The 17,671-nt window shown below is 57.4% G+C and carries 16 protein-coding genes; 4 read left to right on the top strand and 12 right to left on the bottom strand.

Features of this window, described 5'->3' with window-relative positions; genetic code table 11:
- The first annotated feature begins 11 nt into the window (after positions 1–11).
- Both ACQG0S_RS01690 and ACQG0S_RS01695 read left to right on the top strand, forming a co-directional pair.
- The gene (locus tag ACQG0S_RS01690) at positions 12–422 is read left to right on the top strand and encodes a CidA/LrgA family protein (RefSeq protein ID WP_022646760.1); all 411 of its coding nucleotides are present in this window, start codon (positions 12–14) and stop codon (positions 420–422) included.
- Entirely contained in the window at positions 415–1,104 is a 690-nt protein-coding gene (locus ACQG0S_RS01695) for an LrgB family protein (protein WP_022646761.1), read from the top strand. Before ACQG0S_RS01690 ends, ACQG0S_RS01695 begins: the two co-directional genes overlap by 8 nt.
- 33 nt (positions 1,105–1,137) lie before the next feature.
- On the opposite strand, the gene actP is transcribed toward ACQG0S_RS01695, so the two are convergent.
- The 3 genes from actP to acs all read right to left on the bottom strand — a co-directional run bounded on the left by actP (position 1,138) and on the right by acs (position 5,190).
- A complete protein-coding gene (actP, locus tag ACQG0S_RS01700; RefSeq protein ID WP_023299099.1) occupies positions 1,138–2,787 on the bottom strand; it encodes a cation/acetate symporter ActP in 1,650 nt (549 codons plus the stop codon).
- On the bottom strand, positions 2,784–3,098 hold the full coding sequence (locus ACQG0S_RS01705; protein ID WP_022646763.1) for a DUF485 domain-containing protein: 315 nt from the start codon (positions 3,096–3,098) through the stop codon (positions 2,784–2,786). The genes actP and ACQG0S_RS01705 overlap by 4 nt, the downstream gene beginning before the upstream one ends.
- Before the next feature lie 133 nt (positions 3,099–3,231).
- Positions 3,232–5,190, bottom strand: coding sequence for an acetate--CoA ligase (acs, locus tag ACQG0S_RS01710; RefSeq protein WP_169440885.1), 1,959 nt, complete (start codon positions 5,188–5,190; stop codon positions 3,232–3,234).
- A 423-nt stretch (positions 5,191–5,613) separates the two neighbouring features.
- Here acs and gltP point away from each other — a divergent pair, with 423 nt between their 5' ends.
- The gene (gene gltP / locus ACQG0S_RS01715) at positions 5,614–6,927 is read left to right on the top strand and encodes a glutamate/aspartate:proton symporter GltP (RefSeq protein WP_022646765.1); all 1,314 of its coding nucleotides are present in this window, start codon (positions 5,614–5,616) and stop codon (positions 6,925–6,927) included.
- Positions 6,928–7,010: 83 nt separating this feature from the next.
- Here gltP and ACQG0S_RS01720 read toward each other — a convergent pair whose 3' ends face one another.
- The 3 genes from ACQG0S_RS01720 to fdhF form a co-directional block, all read right to left on the bottom strand.
- On the bottom strand, positions 7,011–7,685 hold the full coding sequence (locus ACQG0S_RS01720; protein WP_038415085.1) for a tetratricopeptide repeat protein: 675 nt from the start codon (positions 7,683–7,685) through the stop codon (positions 7,011–7,013).
- A 121-nt stretch (positions 7,686–7,806) separates the two neighbouring features.
- Positions 7,807–7,959 (bottom strand): Hok/Gef family protein, encoded by a 153-nt coding sequence (locus tag ACQG0S_RS01725; RefSeq protein WP_022646767.1) that lies wholly within the window; start codon positions 7,957–7,959, stop codon positions 7,807–7,809.
- Positions 7,960–8,279: 320 nt separating this feature from the next.
- Positions 8,280–10,427 carry a formate dehydrogenase subunit alpha gene (gene fdhF / locus ACQG0S_RS01730; protein ID WP_080298763.1) on the bottom strand — a complete coding sequence of 716 codons (2,148 nt, stop codon included), beginning with the start codon at positions 10,425–10,427 and terminating at the stop codon, positions 8,280–8,282.
- Between the two features lie 256 nt (positions 10,428–10,683).
- On the opposite strand from fdhF, the gene ACQG0S_RS01735 reads away from it, so the two are divergent.
- Positions 10,684–11,415: a response regulator gene (locus tag ACQG0S_RS01735; RefSeq protein WP_022646769.1), complete on the top strand. Its 732-nt coding sequence runs from the start codon at positions 10,684–10,686 to the stop codon at positions 11,413–11,415.
- Here the strand turns inward: ACQG0S_RS01735 and ACQG0S_RS01740 are convergent.
- The 6 genes from ACQG0S_RS01740 to ACQG0S_RS01765 form a co-directional block, all read right to left on the bottom strand.
- Entirely contained in the window at positions 11,397–12,416 is a 1,020-nt protein-coding gene (locus ACQG0S_RS01740; RefSeq protein ID WP_048965642.1) for a carbohydrate kinase family protein, read from the bottom strand. The genes ACQG0S_RS01735 and ACQG0S_RS01740 overlap by 19 nt on opposite strands.
- Positions 12,416–13,276 (bottom strand): ketose 1,6-bisphosphate aldolase, encoded by an 861-nt coding sequence (locus tag ACQG0S_RS01745; protein WP_048965641.1) that lies wholly within the window; start codon positions 13,274–13,276, stop codon positions 12,416–12,418. The genes ACQG0S_RS01740 and ACQG0S_RS01745 overlap by 1 nt, the downstream gene beginning before the upstream one ends.
- Before the next feature lie 10 nt (positions 13,277–13,286).
- On the bottom strand, positions 13,287–13,973 hold the full coding sequence (locus ACQG0S_RS01750) for a D-lyxose/D-mannose family sugar isomerase (protein ID WP_048965640.1): 687 nt from the start codon (positions 13,971–13,973) through the stop codon (positions 13,287–13,289).
- A 107-nt stretch (positions 13,974–14,080) separates the two neighbouring features.
- Positions 14,081–15,022, bottom strand: coding sequence for an ABC transporter substrate-binding protein (locus ACQG0S_RS01755; RefSeq protein WP_003860240.1), 942 nt, complete (start codon positions 15,020–15,022; stop codon positions 14,081–14,083).
- Between the two features lie 28 nt (positions 15,023–15,050).
- A complete protein-coding gene (locus ACQG0S_RS01760; protein ID WP_003860239.1) occupies positions 15,051–16,046 on the bottom strand; it encodes an ABC transporter permease subunit in 996 nt (331 codons plus the stop codon).
- A gap of 2 nt (positions 16,047–16,048) precedes the next feature.
- Positions 16,049–17,563, bottom strand: a complete 1,515-nt coding sequence (locus tag ACQG0S_RS01765; RefSeq protein WP_426749955.1) for a sugar ABC transporter ATP-binding protein — start codon at positions 17,561–17,563, stop codon at positions 16,049–16,051.
- Between the last annotated feature and the right edge of the window lie 108 nt (positions 17,564–17,671).

Consider the following 17,671-nt stretch of genomic DNA (forward strand, 5'->3'; position numbering starts at 1 on the left):
GGAAAACCCCCATGGCCGTGGCGTTAAGCCGTGTTACGCCTGCCGTTGTTCAACGACTCCAGGTACCGGTTCAGGTACTGCTCTACGCGGGACTGTTTGTTTTTGCTGAATATCTTGTCGACTGGCTGAACCTGCCTTTACCCGCCAACCTGGTGGGAATGGTGCTGATGCTGACGTTGATCCTCTGTCGCGCGTTACCCCTTAGCTGGGTGCGGGCCGGTGCGCGCTGGCTGCTGGCGGAGATGCTGCTGTTCTTCGTTCCGGCCGTGGTGGCGGTGGTGAATTATGCGCAACTGCTGATGGTCGACGGCTGGCGCATCTTTGCGGTTATCGCCCTGAGCACGCTGATGGTGCTGGGCGCCACCGCCTGGGTGGTGGATAAAGTGTATCGCTTTGAAATCAGCAGGCAGAAGCATGACTAACTTTCAGATAAGCGTGCTATGCCTGATTGCGACAGTCGTCATTTACTTTGCCAACAAGCGCCTGTATCGCCGCTTTCGCACGCTGCCGCTGATGCCGCTGGTCTTTACGCCGATCCTGCTGGTGCTGATGCTGGTCTTCGGCCATATCTCCTGGCAGAACTACATTGGTGAATCCCACTGGCTGCTGTGGCTGCTCGGCCCGGCGACTATCGCCTTTGCGGTGCCGGTGTATGACAACCTGGCAATTATTAAACGCCACTGGATGTCGCTCAGCGCGGGAGTCGTCACCGCGACGGTAGTGGCGGTGTGCAGCTCGGTCTGGCTGGCGCGGCTGTTTACCCTGTCTGATGAAATCCAGCGCAGCCTGGCGGTACGCTCGGTGACCACACCGTTCGCGCTGGCGGCGGCTAAACCGCTCGGCGGACAGCCGGATCTGGTGGCGCTGTTTGTGGTGGTGACCGGCGTGTTCGGCATGGCAGTGGGGGATGTGCTGTTTCTGCGCCTTTCCATTCGCGAAGGGATGGCGAAAGGGGCGGGGTTTGGCGCGGCGTCGCACGGGGCGGGGACGGCACGTTCGTATGAGCTGGGACAGCAGGAAGGCGTTGTTGCAAGCCTGGTGATGATGCTCTCGGGCGTGACAATGGTATTAATCGCGCCGCTGGTGGCGTGGGTGATGTTTTAAGTTCCCCGGCCAGAGCGACCGGGGAGAAAAGGTTTAGTGCGCGCGGCCCTGCTCAACACCCAGGCCGGTTTGCGAGCGGATAAACTGGGCGCGGAATTTCTCACGCTCCAGGTTACCCTCCGGCGAGTTGTCGGTCGCTGAGAAGAACCAGATCCCAATAAACGCCACGGCAATGGAGAACAGCGCCGGGTATTCATACGGGAAGATAGCGCTTTCGTGACCGAGGATCTGCACCCAGATGGTCGGGCCGAGGATCATCAGAATCACCGCCGTCAGCAGCCCCAGCCAGCCGCCAATCATCGCCCCACGGGTGGTCAGTTTTGACCAGTACATGGAGAGCAGAATGATCGGGAAGTTACAGCTTGCCGCAATCGAGAAGGCCAGCCCCACCATAAAGGCGATGTTCTGCTTCTCGAACAAAATCCCCAGCAGGATGGCGACGACGCCCAGCACCAGTACGGTGATTTTGGAGACTTTCAGCTCATCGCGCTCGCTTGCGCCTTTGCGGAAAACGTTGGCGTAGAGATCGTGCGATACCGCAGACGCACCAGCCAACGTCAGCCCGGCAACCACCGCGAGGATGGTGGCGAAGGCCACGGCAGAGATAAAGCCGAGGAACAGGTTACCGCCTACCGCGTCGGCCAGATGCACCGCCGCCATGTTGTTACCGCCGATAAGCGCGCCCGCCGCGTCTTTAAACGCCGGGTTTGCCCCCACCAGCATGATCGCGCCAAAGCCGATGATAAAGGTCAGTATGTAGAAGTAGCCCATAAACCCGGTGGCGTAGAACACGCTTTTACGCGCTTCACGTGCATCAGACACCGTGAAGAAACGCATCAGGATATGCGGCAGGCCAGCGGTACCGAACATCAGGCCGAGACCGAGCGAGAGCGCGGATATCGGATCTTTCACCAACCCGCCTGGGCTCATGATCGCTTCCCCTTTCGGGTGCACTGACATGGCTTCGGTAAACAGATTATTGAAGCTGAACCCGACGTGTTTCATCACCATAAAGGCCATAAAGCTGGCGCCGAACAGCAGCAGTACCGCTTTGATGATCTGTACCCAGGTGGTGGCCAGCATGCCGCCGAACAGGACGTACATCACCATCAGCACGCCTACCAGCACCACCGCGACGTGGTAGTTCAGACCGAACAGCAGCTCGATCAGTTTGCCCGCACCGACCATCTGCGCAATCAGGTACAGCGCCACCACCACCAGCGAACCGCAGGCGGAGAGCATGCGGATGGGGCCTTGTTTGAGGCGGTATGAAGCTACGTCTGCAAAGGTGTAGCGGCCAAGGTTACGCAGGCGCTCGGCAATCAGGAACAGAATGATCGGCCAGCCGACGAGGAAGCCGAGGGAGTAGATCAGGCCGTCATACCCCGAGGTATAAACCAGCGCGGAGATCCCGAGGAACGAGGCGGCAGACATAAAGTCTCCCGCAATCGCCAGCCCGTTCTGGAAGCCGGTAATGTTGCCGCCCGCGGTGTAGTAATCGTTACGGGAGCGCACGCGTTTCGACGCCCAGTAGGTGATGTAAAGCGTTAGCACCACGAAAATCAGGAACATGATAATCGCCTGCCAGTTGGTTGGCTGGCGCTGGACCTCGCCGGTAAGGGCATCTGCCGCATGGGCAGCAAAGGGAAGTGTGGCGGCAAGCGCCGTCAGGACTCGCTTCATGATGCTTTTACCTCGCGCAGAACTTCTCTGTTAAGACGATCGAATTCACCGTTCGCACGCCAGACATACACACCTGTCAGCACAAACGAAATAACGATAACGCCAATGCCAATTGGGATGCCGCGCGTAACGCTGGTTCCGGCGTGCAGCGGCGTACCGAGCCACTGCGGCGCAAAGGCGATCAGCAGAATAAAGCCGACGTAAATAACCAGCATGATGATGGAAAGGATAAAGGCAAACCGTTGCCGTTTTTCGACGAGCTCCCTGTAGTGCGCACTATTCTCTATCTGCTGACAAATATCGTTATTCATCACAGAGTCTCCAAAGGTAAGGTTGGTTTGTTTTTATCCCCTCTCCCCTATGGGGAGAGGGTTAGGGTGATGGAAGGAAGGTGCGGTCTGATGCCCTCACCCCGGCCCTCTCCCACGGGGAGAGGGAGAAACACTAGGAAGGCATTGCGATGGCCTGCTTCTCTTCGAGCAGTTTGTCCACCACGCCAGGATCGGCAAGCGTTGAGGTATCACCGAGGTTGCTGGTGTCGCCTGCTGCGATTTTGCGCAGAATACGACGCATAATCTTGCCGGAACGGGTTTTCGGCAGTGAGTCGGTCCAGTGCAGCACGTCCGGCGTGGCCAGCGGGCCGATCTCTTTACGCACCCAGTTGCGCACCTCGGTATACAGCTCTGGCGACGGCTCTTCGCCGTGGTTCAGGGTGACGTAGGCGTAGATCGCCTGGCCTTTGATGTTGTGAGGAATGCCGACAACTGCCGCTTCGGCAATCTTCGGATGCGACACCAGCGCAGACTCAATCTCCGCCGTGCCCAGACGGTGGCCGGAAACATTCAACACATCGTCCACGCGTCCGGTGATCCAGTAATAACCGTCTTCGTCCCGGCGCGCGCCGTCGCCGCTGAAGTACATGTTTTTAAAGGTCGAGAAGTAGGTCTGTTCGAAGCGCTCATGGTCGCCGAACAGGGTACGCGCCTGGCCAGGCCAGGAATCGACGATTACCAGGTTGCCTTCGGTGGCCCCTTCCTGCGGATTGCCTTCGTTGTCCACCAGCGCAGGCTGCACGCCGAAGAACGGACGGGTGGCCGAACCGGCTTTCAACTGCGTGGCGCCCGGCATCGGGGTGATCATGAAGCCGCCGGTTTCGGTCTGCCACCAGGTGTCCATCACCGGGCACTTCTCGTTGCCGATCTTTTTCCAGTACCACTCCCAGGCTTCCGGGTTGATCGGCTCGCCCACGGAACCGAGGATGCGCAGGGAAGAGCGGTCGGTCCCTTCGATGGCTTTATCGCCTTCCGCCATCAGCGCACGGATCGCCGTTGGCGCGGTGTAGAGAATGTTGACCTGATGCTTATCGACCACCTGGCACATACGCGCCGGCGTTGGCCAGTTAGGTACGCCTTCAAACATCAGCGTCGTTGCGCCGCAGGCCAGCGGGCCGTACAGCAGGTAGCTGTGACCGGTGACCCAGCCCACGTCGGCGGTACACCAGTAGATGTCGCCCGGATGGTAGTCGAAAACGTATTTAAAGGTGGTGGCCGCGTAAACCAGATAGCCGCCGGTGGTATGCAGCACGCCTTTCGGCTTACCAGTGGATCCGGATGTATAAAGGATAAACAGCGGATCTTCCGCGTTCATCTCTTCCGGCTGATGCTGGTCGCTCGCGTTTTCAATCAGATCGCTCCACCACAGGTCTCGGCCTTCGTGCCAGTCGATGTTGCCGCCCGTGCGTTTGAAGACAATGACGTTATGGATGGATTTCACGTTCGGGTTTTTCAGCGCTTCATCGACGTTTTTCTTCAGCGGAATGCCGCGCCCGGCACGCACGCCCTCGTCAGCGGTGATCACCAGCTTTGAGTTCGAGTCGACGATACGTCCGGCAACCGCCTCCGGCGAGAAGCCACCAAAAATAACGGAGTGGATCGCGCCGATGCGCGCGCAGGCCAGCATAGCCACCGCGGCTTCCGGCACCATCGGCATATAGATCGCCACCACATCGCCTTTTTTAATGCCCTGGGCCAGCAGCACGTTGGCGAAGCGGCAGACATCGCGATGAAGCTCTTTATATGAGATGTGTTTGCTCTGAGAGGCATCATCGCCTTCCCAGATAATGGCCGTTTCGTTGCCGCGTTCGGCAAGATGGCGGTCCAGGCAGTTCGCCGCCAGGTTCAGCGTGCCGTCTTCATACCATTTAATGGAGACGTTGCCCGGCGCGAAAGAGGTGTTCTTTACCTTCTGATAAGGTTTGATCCAGTCGAGGATGTGGCCCTGTTCACCCCAGAATGCGTCAGGGCTGGAAATGGACTGCTGGTATTTCTCCTGGTACTGCTCCGAGCTTATCAGGCAACGGTCCGCAATGTTTGCGGGAATGTCGTGTTTGTGTATTTGGCTCATGGCTTTTTTTCTCCTTGTAAGATGTTAATAATATGTCGCAAAAACGTTAATAGTAGGGGCTTTACAAGCTTTGTTTAGTATTTGGGCGACAGATCACGCAATGTCTGAAGAGTATGAAAATTGAGCGAATGAAACTTTGAAGGGAAATAATTCATCTGAAGAATTATTCACTTTTTTGTTTGTAAAAGTTTTTTCATAACAATCGGTTATTGATGTGGATTGCTATTAATTACCGTCAATGACGCTTTTTGCAGTGAAATGCCTTGTTCTTTAAGGCTTGCGCAGCATGCCGTGCAAATGATACTCATACGGCGCGTTAAAAAATCCCATAAACCAACGCAACACAATTCATACCCTTTCAGTATGTCTCCATATTCATGCAGTTTTGCTGGTGCGGAGATTTCATTGAGGAAGTCAGTTTCTATGAAAAATTTGAAAGTCAGCCTGGCCTGGCAGATCCTGCTGGCCCTTGTGCTGGGCATCTTGCTGGGCAGTTACCTCCATTACCATAGCGACAGCCGCGAGTGGCTGATTGCGAACCTTCTCTCGCCAGCGGGCGATATCTTTATTCATCTGATCAAGATGATTGTTGTGCCGATTGTGATCTCGACGCTGGTGGTCGGTATTGCCGGGGTAGGTGATGCGAAACAGTTAGGCCGCATCGGCGTTAAAACCATTCTCTATTTCGAAGTGATCACCACGGTTGCCATCATTCTTGGTATCACCCTGGCGAACGTGTTCCAGCCAGGTTCCGGGATTGATATGTCGCAGCTGGCGACGGTGGATATTTCGAAATATCAAAGCACCACCGCCGACGTGCAGAGCCATTCGCACGGTCTGATGGGCACAATTCTGTCACTGGTGCCGACCAACATTATCGCGTCAATGGCGAAGGGCGAGATGCTGCCGATCATCTTCTTCTCGGTGCTCTTTGGTCTGGGGCTTTCTTCCCTGCCCGCGACGCACCGTGAACCGCTGGTAACGGTGTTCCGCTCTATCTCTGAAACCATGTTCAAAGTCACCCACATGGTGATGCGCTATGCGCCGGTGGGTGTTTTTGCGCTGATCGCCGTAACCGTGGCGAACTTCGGCTTTGCTTCCCTGTGGCCGTTGGCGAAGCTGGTGATTCTGGTGCACTTCGCGATCCTGTTCTTCGCGCTGGTAGTGCTGGGGATTGTGGCGCGCCTGTGCGGGCTGAGCATCTGGATCCTGATCCGCATTCTGAAAGATGAGCTGATTCTGGCGTACTCCACGGCAAGCTCCGAGAGCGTGCTGCCGCGTATCATTGAGAAGATGGAGGCCTACGGTGCACCGGCGTCCATTACCAGCTTCGTTGTACCGACCGGTTACTCCTTCAACCTGGATGGTTCAACGCTGTATCAGAGTATTGCGGCAATCTTTATCGCTCAGCTGTACGGCATTGACCTGTCGCTGTGGCAGGAAATCGTGCTGGTGTTGACCCTGATGGTGACCTCAAAGGGTATCGCAGGCGTGCCGGGCGTCTCCTTCGTGGTGCTGCTGGCGACGCTGGGCAGCGTCGGTATTCCGCTGGAAGGCCTGGCGTTTATCGCCGGTGTGGACCGTATCCTCGACATGGCGCGTACCGCGCTGAACGTGGTGGGTAATGCGCTGGCGGTGCTGGTAATCTCCAAGTGGGAACACAAGTTCGACCGTAAAAAAGCGCTGGCGTATGAACGCGAGGTGCTGGGTCGTTTTGATAAAACGGCTGACCAATGATGTAAAAATGCCGGGTGGCGGCTTCGCCTTACCCGGCCTACATAACCGTAGGCCCGGTAAGCGCAGCGCCACCGGGCAATAATTTACTCTCCGCTCAACGCATCAAACTCTTCACACCCGGTATCAAACCCTTCCGTACAGCTCAGGTTTAACCAGTAAAGCGCTTTCTGTTTATTCGGTGTGATAAAGCCTTTCTCACCCTGCCTGAACAGCATGCCTGCCCAGTACTCCGCATAGCCCGTCCGGGACAGAGCCGAACTCCGCTTGAACCACGCCGCAGCCTGCACGTCATCCTGAGGGACTTCAACGCCGTTGGCATAGATCAGCCCCAGCAGCTGTTGCGCGTCTACCGCCGAGTCGCTATCGATGTCTTCGGTCGCCGTTTGCAGCAGTTTAATGGCCTGCGGGTAGTCGGTCTTGCCTGCTTGCGTGTTCACCAGCACCCGTGCCAGCATGATCGCGCCGCGTTTGCTGCCCGCAATGTTTGCCTGTTGGGCCAGAGCTTTGGCCTGTGCGTAGTCGCCCTGCGTAAAGAGGATTTGCGACAGCAGCGCCATGGCGTCGACATTGCCGCCTTTCGCCGCTTTCTCGGCCCACAGCGCGGCCTGCTTGCTGTCGCCGGAGCTGAAGTACGTATCGGCAAGATAATACTGGGCGCGCGCATCACCGGCTTCCGCCTGTTTACGATACTGGCTGCCTATCTCATCGGCACGGGCAAAGGCGGTTAAAAATAATAACAACAGAAAAATGGCTTTCATGGATTCTTATCATCGGGGTACATGCCGCGCAGTATAATCGCGGCGACAGAAGAAAAAAACGGGTGCGTTAAGACCTCAGCATCCCACAAGCCGGGCGGAACACGGGTTCCGCCCGAAGAGGTTAGCCTGCATTACAGGCTAATTTAGCCGCCACCTCCTGATGTTCACTCTTTATTGAAAACTCACATAAGTTACCGCGAGTAATAAAGGTAAAGATCACTATCGTCAGGCAAATAATAAAGACGATGCCTAACGCAGTTTTTAATGGCGTCATGCCTTTTACTCCTTGTGAAAAAAAGAATAAGAGGCTACTCTCAACCTGTTGGGGGTTGAGGGGTAGCCTCGGGTAAATGCAAATTTCCCGGGGCTTTCCACTTTCTGTCCCTCAACAATGCTCAAGACAGAAAGTCTTAAGCACCCGCCGCATATCTTATCCCTCTGAATTAAAATGCAAAGATGTAATTAATTTTCGCGCAAATTACATTTTTCTGCGAGACGTCTTCAGAGAAATATATTGATATTATTAATAGCGATGCCAGAAATAATAATGGGGTGAATATCTCACCCCATTTAGTCAGCGATTAATTAACAGCTTCATCCCATTGCGCTTTCACGCAGGCGGGCTTTCAGCTTGTTATATTCGTCGATCACGTACTGTTCCGCTGCGCGCTGATCCGCTATGGGCTCCACGTTTACGGCGCAGTATTTATACTCCGGCGTTTTGGTTATCGGGCTTAAGTTCTCCGTCACCAGCTCGTTACAGGCGCCAATCCACCACTGGTAGGTCATATAGACCGCGCCTTTGTTCGGACGGTCGCTGACCTGCGCGCGGGTAATGATGCGGCCTTTACGCGAGTTCACCCACACCAGCGCTTCATCTTCAATACCGAGCCGTTCGGCATCGGCGGTGTTGATCTGCGCGTAGCCCGGTTCATCCGCCAGCGCCGCCAGCGCGGCGCAGTTGCCGGTCATGGAACGGCAGGAGTAATGGCCCACTTCACGCACGGTGGAGAGCACCATCGGATACTCGTCGGTGAGTTTATCGATCGGCGCGACCCAGTCGCAGGTGAAGAATTGCGCCAGCCCGTTCGGGGTGTCGAATTTTTCTTTAAAGAGGTACGACGTTCCCTGATCCGCCTCTGACTCATCCCGGCACGGCCACTGGATGTAGCCTAGCTCACCCATTTTTTCATAGGTTGCCCCATAAAAGTCCGGGCACAGATGCCGCAACTCGTCCCAGATCTCCTGGGTGTTGTTGTAGTGCATCGGGTAGCCCATGCGGGTGGCGATTTCGCTGATGATCTGCCAGTCCGTTTTCAGATCCCACTTCGGCTCGACAGCCTTGAAGAAGCGCTGGAAGCCGCGGTCTGCCGCCGTATAGACACCTTCATGCTCTCCCCAGGAGGTCGACGGTAAAATCACATCCGCCGCCGCCGCGGTTTTGGTCATAAAGATATCCTGAACAATCACCAGCTCCAGATCCTCAAACCCTTTACGCACCGCAGACAACTCGGCGTCGGTCTGGAGCGGATCTTCACCCATGATGTAGGCCGCACGCACTTCACCGTGCGCCGCGCGGTGCGGCAGCTCGCTGATGCGATACCCCGTGTGCTCAGGCAGGCTCTCCACGCCCCAGGCCTTCGCGAATTTCTCGCGATTTTCCGGGAATTTGACGTACTGGTAGCCCGGATAGGTGTCCGGCAGCGCGCCCATGTCGCACGCGCCCTGCACGTTATTCTGACCACGTACCGGGTTCACGCCCACATGCGCTTTACCCAGATTGCCGGTCAACATGGCGAGGCTGGTGAGCGAGCGCACGGTTTCCACGCCCTGGTAGAACTGGGTCACGCCCATACCCCACAGAATGGCGGCGGTTTTCGCTCCGGCGTACATCCGCGCCGCCTGGCGGATCTCCTGTGCGCTGACGCCGGTTATCGCCTCTACGGACTCCGGCGTATAGCCTTCGACAATCTTGCGATACTCTTCAAACCCTTCCGTACGGCTTGCGACAAACGCCTGGTCGTAGAGGTTCTCCTCAATAATGACGTGCCCCATCGCATTCAACAGCGCGATGTTCGAGCCGTTTTTCAGTGCGATGTGCATATCGGCAATGCGCGCGGTTTCAATTTTGCGCGGATCGCAGACGATGATTTTCGCCCCGTTCTGTTTGGCGCGAATCACGTGATTCGCGACGATAGGGTGAGAATCCGCCGGGTTATAGCCGAAGATGAACACCAGATCGGTGTTATCTATCTCATTGATGGCATTACTCATTGCGCCGTTACCGACCGACTGGTGCAGACCTGCAACCGATGGGCCGTGTCAGACGCGAGCGCAGCAGTCGACGTTATTGGTACCAATAACGGCGCGCGCGAATTTTTGCATCACATAGTTGGTTTCATTCCCGGTTCCGCGTGAGGAGCCGGTGGTCTGAATCGCATCCGGGCCATACTTGGCCTTGATGGCGCTAAGGCGCGTGGCAACATAATCCAGCGCTTCATTCCAGGAGACGGCTTCCAGCTTGCCGCCGCGCTCGCGGCGGATCATAGGGGTTTTCAGGCGCGGGGTGAGGATTTGGGTATCGTTAATAAAATCCCAGCCGTAGTACCCTTTCAGGCACAGCGTGCCCTGATTGGTTTTACCCTGCGCCGCTTCCGCCCGGACGATTTTGCCGTTATCGACCACCAGGTGGATCTTGCAACCTGAGGCACAATAAGGGCAAACCGTGACGACTTTTTTCATCACTTTGCTCCAGTTAAACAGTTCTTACCTGCCCAATATGCAGCTTCTATGCCATGTTTTTACTATGGGTATTTCCTGACTTTACGACCCTTTGCGGGGCAAAACCCTGACGAAAAACAGCCAATCGTCAAAATTGACGTGTCGAAAGGGCAGGGGATGTGACATGGATTGAATTTCCGTCACGTAAAAAACAATTCGGCTGGAGCCGGCGGCAGAATGGTTCAGACTTAACATAATTCCCTGACGGAAGCATGCGATGAAACCGGCGATTCTGGTGGTTGATGATGATGTCGCAGTCTGCGAACTGCTACAGGATGTGCTCAGCGAGCACGTCTTTACCGTGCTGACGTGTCACACCGGTCAGGAAGCGGTGAACCGTGTCCAGCAGGACTCCGGCATTGCGCTGGTTCTGCTGGACATGATGCTGCCGGATATCAACGGATTACAGGTTTTGCTGCAGATGCAAAAGCGGCGACCGTCGCTACCGGTGGTGATGCTGACGGGGCTGGGAAGTGAATCAGATGTGGTCGTTGGGCTGGAAATGGGCGCTGATGATTACATCGGAAAACCGTTCAATCCGCGCGTGGTGGTCGCCCGCGTTAAGGCGGTGCTGCGTCGTACCGGCGCGCTGGCCGCGGAGCCTGCCGCGCCGCGCGTTGAGGGTATTGCTTTTAACGGCTGGACGCTGGACACCACCCGCTGCGAGCTGAGCGATCCGCAGCGTAATACCGTGCCGTTAACCCAGGGCGAATATGGCCTGCTGCTGGCATTAACGCAAAACGCCCGCCGGGTACTGAGCCGTGAACAGCTGCTTGAACTGACCCACAGCGAAAGCGCCGAGGTCTTTGACCGCACTATCGACGTGCTGATCATGCGGCTGCGGCGAAAAATTGAGGTCAATCCGCACCAGCCTCTGCTGATCAAAACCATTCGCGGTCTGGGCTATGTTTTTGCCACGGACGTTTCCCATCATGAGAAAGCCGCCTGACCGTTCTCCTGAATAAACGTCTGAAGCTCGGCCAGCGTTTTCGCGCCGTCAATTGCATTAGCCGCCAGCAGGCTGGCCCGCGCGCAGGCGTGCGCCAGATAAATACTCTCCGTCAGCGGCAGGGATTCATGGCAGCCGTATAAAAAGCCCGCGCAAAACGCGTCGCCCGCGCCGACGCTGCCGATAATCTCGTCCTGCGTCAGCTTCCACGACGGAACCCATTGCCCTTTTTCACCCGGCGCTTCACCCCATGCCCCTTCCGGACAGTGGATCACCACCCGCTGCCGCACGCCTGCCGCCAGCAGCTGTGCGGCAGCGTCGGCGATATGGGCCATGTTCAGCGCATCATGGCTGTCGCGGATCTCAAGCCCGCTAAACTCACCGGCTTCCAGCTCGTTAATCACCAGATAATCAAGATGGCGCAGGGCAGGGAGCACCAGCGGCTGATAGCGCGGGTCGCCCTTGCGGGACACCAGATCGAGCGAGGTTTCATACCCCTGATCGTGCATCTGTGCCAGTAACCGCGCGCTGCGGGTGCCAAATTCCTCGTCCGGCATATCCAGGCTGTCGAGCAGCAGCAGATAGCCGAGATGGAAGATCTTCAGCGATCCGTCTAAACGATCGAAGGCGGGAAGATCCAGCAGGCGGTTGGCGCCCGGCGAGTGGAAAAAGGTGCGCTGTCCGCTGGGGTCGGTCATCACCTGCGACATCGACGTTGGGGAGAACGTCGTGCGCTGCACGCGCTGGCGATTGACGTGATACTGGTCGAGCATCGCCAGAATATAGTCTCCGTCGCTGTCTTCCCCAATCAGCCCCACCGCCTGTAACGGCAGGCCGACGTGCATTTTTGCCAGCGTCAGCAGAACGTTGAGCGGCGCACCGCCGGTTGAGCGTTCGCTGTGGGTGATTTCTGCCAGCCAGCCGCGCTCCGGCCACTGTACGATCTGGTGGACGTGATCCACCAGCATATTGCCTGCGGCGACGATCCCTTTGCGTTCCATTAGGCCTGCCCCGCACTGCCGAAGATGCGCATCTGTTCCGCAACCGTATCGGTAATGGCCTCTTCAATGCCCAGCAGCAGCTCGGCAAACTCATCGTAAAGCGGTTGGCGGTTCGCCATGCGTTGCTCAACGGCGGCAAGTGCGGCCTGCGACATGCCGGTATAGAAATTGATTTTATGAATACCGAGTTCAATGGCGCGGCGGAAATCAGTGTCGCTTATGCCAGAGCCGCCGTGTAAAACCAGCGGCAGGCCCGTCTGCTGGCGAATGGCGTCCAGACGCGGAAAATCAAGCTTCGGCTCGCCCTTGTATTTGCCGTGCGCGTTGCCAATGGCAACCGCCAGCGCATCGATGCCGGTTGAATCAACAAATTCGCGCGCCAGTTGCGGGTCGGTAAAGAAGGCTTCATCCGCATGACCGTACAGCGCGCCACCTTCATCCCCGCCTACCGCGCCCAGCTCCGCCTCTACCGAGACGCCCACCGCGTGGCACATCTTCACCACTTCCCGGGTCTGGCGGATATTTTCCTCATAGCTCAGCGTGGAGCCGTCGAACATCACCGAGCTGAACCCTAAACGCAGGGCGCGCACCACCGCCTCAAAATGCAGTCCGTGGTCGAGGTTCAGCACCACGGGAATATCGTGGCGGGCAGCTTCGAATTTCACCGCTTCCACCAGCGACTCCAGAGACACGTACTTAAAATGCACTTCGGCGATGTTGATGATAAACGGCGAGCGTTCCTGCTTCGCGGCGGCAAACAGCGCGCGCAGAAAATGGGAGTCGAGCACGTTGAACGCGCCCAGGGCGTAGCGGTGTTCCCTGGCGTGGGCCAGACCGTCGGCAAGAGAAATCAATGGCATCATTCACTCCTTATATCCGAAAGAGGGTGTACTCGTTGCACAGCACCAGCACCGCCGGTTCGTCTTCTTCAATGGTGTTGTAGCGGTCAATGGGCTGTAAAAAGTGGTTGTCGTGTTCATCGTCATTGACCGACGACACTTCGCCCACCAGCACGTCACCAAAGCCGCGTTCACCCCAGAAACTGTGGTACAGGCCGGGCGTCAGGCAGATGCTCTCCCCTGGCGTGAGGCGCAGCTGGCTGCCGGGCATGTGCGTCTGCCGACAGCCATCTATCGTGACGGTCACGTCGGTGTTTTCGGTCTCTTCATGCGCGCCCGCATTCCATAACTCAATAATCAGATTCCCGCCGCCGCGGTTAATAATGTCCTCCCGCTTGCGCCAGTGAAAATGCATCGGCGTCACCTGGCCGTCGCGGACGTGCATGATTTTTTCGGCATAGCACTTTTCATAGGGCACGCCGTTGGGGGAGCCGTTGCGCAGGGTGAACAGCGTTAACCCCTGTGCAGCGAAGTTGTTGCCACCAAATGCCGTCACGTCCCAGCCGAGCCTGAGGTCAAACACCTCCTGCCATGCTGCCTGGTCAAGCTGCTGCCATTTTGTCGGCGGAAAGCTGGCAAAAGGGGGGAGATGCACGTCGTGCATGGAGAAGAACTGCCGCGTGTGGCCGAGGATTTCATTGATGTCGGAGCGTTTCATGGGGACTCCTTGAGTTTTTGCCGCCCCCTCACCCTAACCCTCTCCCCAAAGGGGAGAGGGAACTTGAACACCCTCTCCCCTTTGGGGAGAGGGCCGGGGTGAGGGGCTTACTTAACCGTCCAACCCTTATATGTGCCGACGTTCTTTTTATCGATCATCGTCACCGGGATCAGCACGGGCTCTTTCGGCGCAGGTTTGCCCTGAAGAATGTCATAGCCAATCTCCACCGCCTTCGCCGCCATCACCTGCGGATCCTGCGCTGGCGTCGCCACAAACAGGGAGTTTTCGCGCTTCAGGGCTTCTTCACCATCCGGGCTGCCATCCACGCCAACGATAAAGAATTCGTTGCGTTGCGCCTGTTTAGCCGCCAGATCGGCGCCGATCGCGGTCGGATCGTTAATCGCGAATACGCCGTCGATCTTCGGATTGGCAGCCAGCAGGGAGGTCATGACCTCCAGGCCGCCTTCGCGGCTGCCTTTGGCGTTCTGATTATCCGAGAGCACTTTGATATCCGGGTGGCGCCTGAACTCGGTCTGGCAGCCCTCCACGCGGTTTTGTACCGCAGAAACCGGCGGTCCGTTGATGATCACCACGTTGCCTTTACCTTTCAGGCGGTCGGTAATGTACTTACAGGCCATTTCTCCCGCCTGAGTGTTATCGGAGGTGATGGTCGCATCGGCCCCTTCCGCCGCCACGTCCACCGCCACGACCACGATCCCCGCCTCTTTAGCGCGTTTTACCGCGGGGCCGATCCCTTTGGAATCCGCGGCATTGAGGATGATCATGTCTACTTTCGCCGCAATGAAGTTATCGATCTGCGACACCTGCTGGCCCAGATCGTACCCGCTGGAGACCAGCGTCACCTTGACGTTGTCCCCCGCCAGCTTGCGCGCTTCCAGCTCGGCACCTTTGGTGATCTGCACGAAGAACGGGTTAGCCAGGTCACCCACCGTCACGCCGATGGATTTCAGATCTTTTGCCTGCGCAAACGGGGTTGCGGCCAGCAGCGCGCCAGCACAGAGCGCGGTCACTAAGGGCTTCAATCTCATGCTGTATTCCTCACGTAGGGTATTGTTGTTATGCACTTTGATGGTGTCGGGTACGGTATTTGTCGATCAGCACCGCTATGATGATCACCGCCCCTTTGATCACCAGCTGCCAGAAATAGGAGACGCCCATCAGCGTCATGCCGTTGTTGAGGGTGGCGATGATCAGCGCGCCCACCAGGGTGCCGGTGATCGTGCCGATCCCGCCGACGAAGCTGGTGCCGCCGAGGATCACCGCCGCAATCGCATCCAGCTCGTACCCCGTGCCGAGGTTGCCGTTGGCGCTGTAGAGACGTGAAGCGCTCATCACGCCGCCTAAGCCCGAGAGCAGGCCACTCATGCCGTAGACAAACAGCAGCACCAGCCAGACCTTAATGCCGGTTAAGCGTGCCGCCTGCATGTTGCCACCAACCGCATAGATGTGAACGCCGAGGGTGGTGCGGCGCAGGATGAACCAGCACACCACAATCACCGCCAGGGCGATCACCACCAGCCACGGAATCGGGCCGAGGTAGTTATTGCCGATCCACTCGAAGTTAATGTTGGAGTTAATAACCGTCGTGCCGTCCGCCAACAGGTAGGCCGCGCCGCGCAGCGCCGTATAGGTGCCGAGCGTGACGATAAACGGCGGAAGTCCGGCGAAGGCCACCAGCGCACCGTTGAACAGCCCCAGCACCATACCGAGCATCAGCGCCGCCGGAATGGAGAGCATCGCAAATTCAGGGATAAGCGAGACCACCATCGCCGCCACTGCCGTGGTGCCCAGAATCGAGCCCACGGAGAGGTCAATCCCGCCGGTCAAGATGATGAAGGTCATCCCGGCCGCCAGCACAATGTTGATCGACGCCTGCCGGGTAATGTTGAGCAGATTACTCTCGGTGAAAAAGTTCGGGGCGATAAAGCCAAATACCGCCACAATCAGGATTAAAATCGGCAAAATGCCGATCGTTTGCATCAGATCGCTCATCAGCATTTTTTTGGCGGAGGCGGATTTCGCCACCTGCTGCGGATGGGTTGGAGTTGTCATAATTACACCGCCTGATGATGTGTGTCGTTTACGCCGGTTGCCAGCGTCATGATGTTTTCCTGAGAGATGTCGCGCCCGTGCAGTTCACCCGCAATGCTGCCTTCCCGCATCACGTACACCCGGTCGCTCATCCCTACTACTTCCGGCAGCTCGCTGGAGATCATCAGTATCGCAACGCCTTTGCGCGCCATCTGGTTCATGATGCGGTAGATCTCGCTTTTTGCGCCGACGTCCACGCCGCGCGTGGGCTCGTCCAGAATCAGAATGCGCGGGCCTATCGCCACCCAGCGGGAGATCAGCAGTTTTTGCTGGTTGCCGCCGGAGAGCCCGCCCGCGCGCACCTGTGAATGGGGCACGCGGATATTGAGCAGGGCGATGGCGTCATCGGAAATCGACTGCGCTTTTTTGCGGTTCAGCCAGCCGAAGGTGGCGTCGCGCTCCAGCGTCGCCATGGTGATGTTCTCCTGCGCCGCCAGCTCCAGAAACAGACCTTGCTCCTTGCGGTTCTCGGTAAGAAAACCGATGCCGTTCTCAATGGCCGCGCGCGGGGAGTGGATCACCACCGGTTCGCCGTCCACCTCAATCATGCCGCCGGTGGCTTTGCGCACGCCGAAGATCAGCTGCGCCAGCTCGGAACGCCCGGCCCCGACCAGCCCTGCCAGCCCGACGATTTCACCGGAGCGCACCTGCAAACTGCACGGCTGTACTTTTTTGCCGTCGGTGAGGTGGTGGACGTTAAGACGCGGGCTGCCGAGGGGAATATCGCGCTCTTTGTTAAACAGATCGCTGAGCGGACGGCCCACCATCATGCGCACCAGCTCGGAGGCGTTGAGCTTGTCGCGCGTCAGGCTGCCGACGTATTGCCCGTCGCGTAGCACGCTGACGCGGTCAGAGAGTTCATACACTTCCGCCATCCGGTGGCTGATGTAAATAATCGCCATGCCTTCATCGCGCAGGCGCAAAATCAGTTCGAACAGACGGTGGGTTTCGCGTGAGGAGAGGGCGGCGGTAGGTTCGTCCATCACCAGAATGCGGCTGTTGCGGTGCAGGGCGCGGGCGATCTCCACCTGCTGCTGCTCGGCGATGGTCAGTTTCATGACCAGGTCGGTGGCGCTGAACTGCGCACCGAGGCGGTCAATGACCGCCTGCGCCTGGGCAGCCATCTCTTTGCGCTGGACCAGCCCGCCGCGCGACAGCTCGCTGCCGAGAAAAATGTTTTCCGCCACGGTCAGGTTAGGAGCAAGCTGCATCTCCTGATAAATCAGGGTAATGCCTGCGGCCAGCGCATCCTTCGGCTCTTTGATATGAAACGGCTTACCGTCGATGAGGATGTCGCCGCTGCTGGCGGTATAGGCACCTGCGAGGATCTTCATCAGCGTGCTTTTTCCGGCGCCGTTTTCCCCCATCAGCGCGTGGATCTCACCGGGGAAAACCGTCAAATCCACGCCCTTGAGCGCGTGGAAATTGCCAAAGGTTTTGGCAATGTGGCGCATCTCTAAAACCGGGGTTCTGCTCATGGCGGATCTCCTGTGAATGTCGATATCTGCACTTCATCACAGGCGCGTAAATGCAAAATGTCAGAAGCTGTTCATATTTGTCATAGTTATGAATAGCTAATCGCCATC

The organism is Enterobacter cloacae complex sp. 418I7, assembly GCF_050030705.1.
Lineage (GTDB): Bacteria > Pseudomonadota > Gammaproteobacteria > Enterobacterales > Enterobacteriaceae > Enterobacter > Enterobacter intestinihominis.

What these genes read in the sequence shown, in the direction of transcription:
- ACQG0S_RS01690 (WP_022646760.1), top strand. Translation starts at nt 12, where the DNA reads ATGGCCGTGGCGTTAAGCCGTGTTACGCCTGCCGTTGTTCAACGACTC.
- ACQG0S_RS01740 (WP_048965642.1), bottom strand. Translation starts at nt 12,416, where the DNA reads ATGGAACGCAAAGGGATCGTCGCCGCAGGCAATATGCTGGTGGATCAC.
- ACQG0S_RS01750 (WP_048965640.1), bottom strand. Translation starts at nt 13,973, where the DNA reads ATGAAACGCTCCGACATCAATGAAATCCTCGGCCACACGCGGCAGTTC.
- ACQG0S_RS01720 (WP_038415085.1), bottom strand. Translation starts at nt 7,685, where the DNA reads ATGAAAGCCATTTTTCTGTTGTTATTATTTTTAACCGCCTTTGCCCGT.
- ACQG0S_RS01705 (WP_022646763.1), bottom strand. Translation starts at nt 3,098, where the DNA reads ATGAATAACGATATTTGTCAGCAGATAGAGAATAGTGCGCACTACAGG.
- ACQG0S_RS01695 (WP_022646761.1), top strand. Translation starts at nt 415, where the DNA reads ATGACTAACTTTCAGATAAGCGTGCTATGCCTGATTGCGACAGTCGTC.
- gltP (WP_022646765.1), top strand. Translation starts at nt 5,614, where the DNA reads ATGAAAAATTTGAAAGTCAGCCTGGCCTGGCAGATCCTGCTGGCCCTT.
- ACQG0S_RS01760 (WP_003860239.1), bottom strand. Translation starts at nt 16,046, where the DNA reads ATGACAACTCCAACCCATCCGCAGCAGGTGGCGAAATCCGCCTCCGCC.
- ACQG0S_RS01735 (WP_022646769.1), top strand. Translation starts at nt 10,684, where the DNA reads ATGAAACCGGCGATTCTGGTGGTTGATGATGATGTCGCAGTCTGCGAA.
- acs (WP_169440885.1), bottom strand. Translation starts at nt 5,190, where the DNA reads ATGAGCCAAATACACAAACACGACATTCCCGCAAACATTGCGGACCGT.
- ACQG0S_RS01745 (WP_048965641.1), bottom strand. Translation starts at nt 13,276, where the DNA reads ATGCCATTGATTTCTCTTGCCGACGGTCTGGCCCACGCCAGGGAACAC.
- ACQG0S_RS01725 (WP_022646767.1), bottom strand. Translation starts at nt 7,959, where the DNA reads ATGACGCCATTAAAAACTGCGTTAGGCATCGTCTTTATTATTTGCCTG.
- ACQG0S_RS01765 (WP_426749955.1), bottom strand. Translation starts at nt 17,563, where the DNA reads ATGAGCAGAACCCCGGTTTTAGAGATGCGCCACATTGCCAAAACCTTT.
- ACQG0S_RS01755 (WP_003860240.1), bottom strand. Translation starts at nt 15,022, where the DNA reads ATGAGATTGAAGCCCTTAGTGACCGCGCTCTGTGCTGGCGCGCTGCTG.
- actP (WP_023299099.1), bottom strand. Translation starts at nt 2,787, where the DNA reads ATGAAGCGAGTCCTGACGGCGCTTGCCGCCACACTTCCCTTTGCTGCC.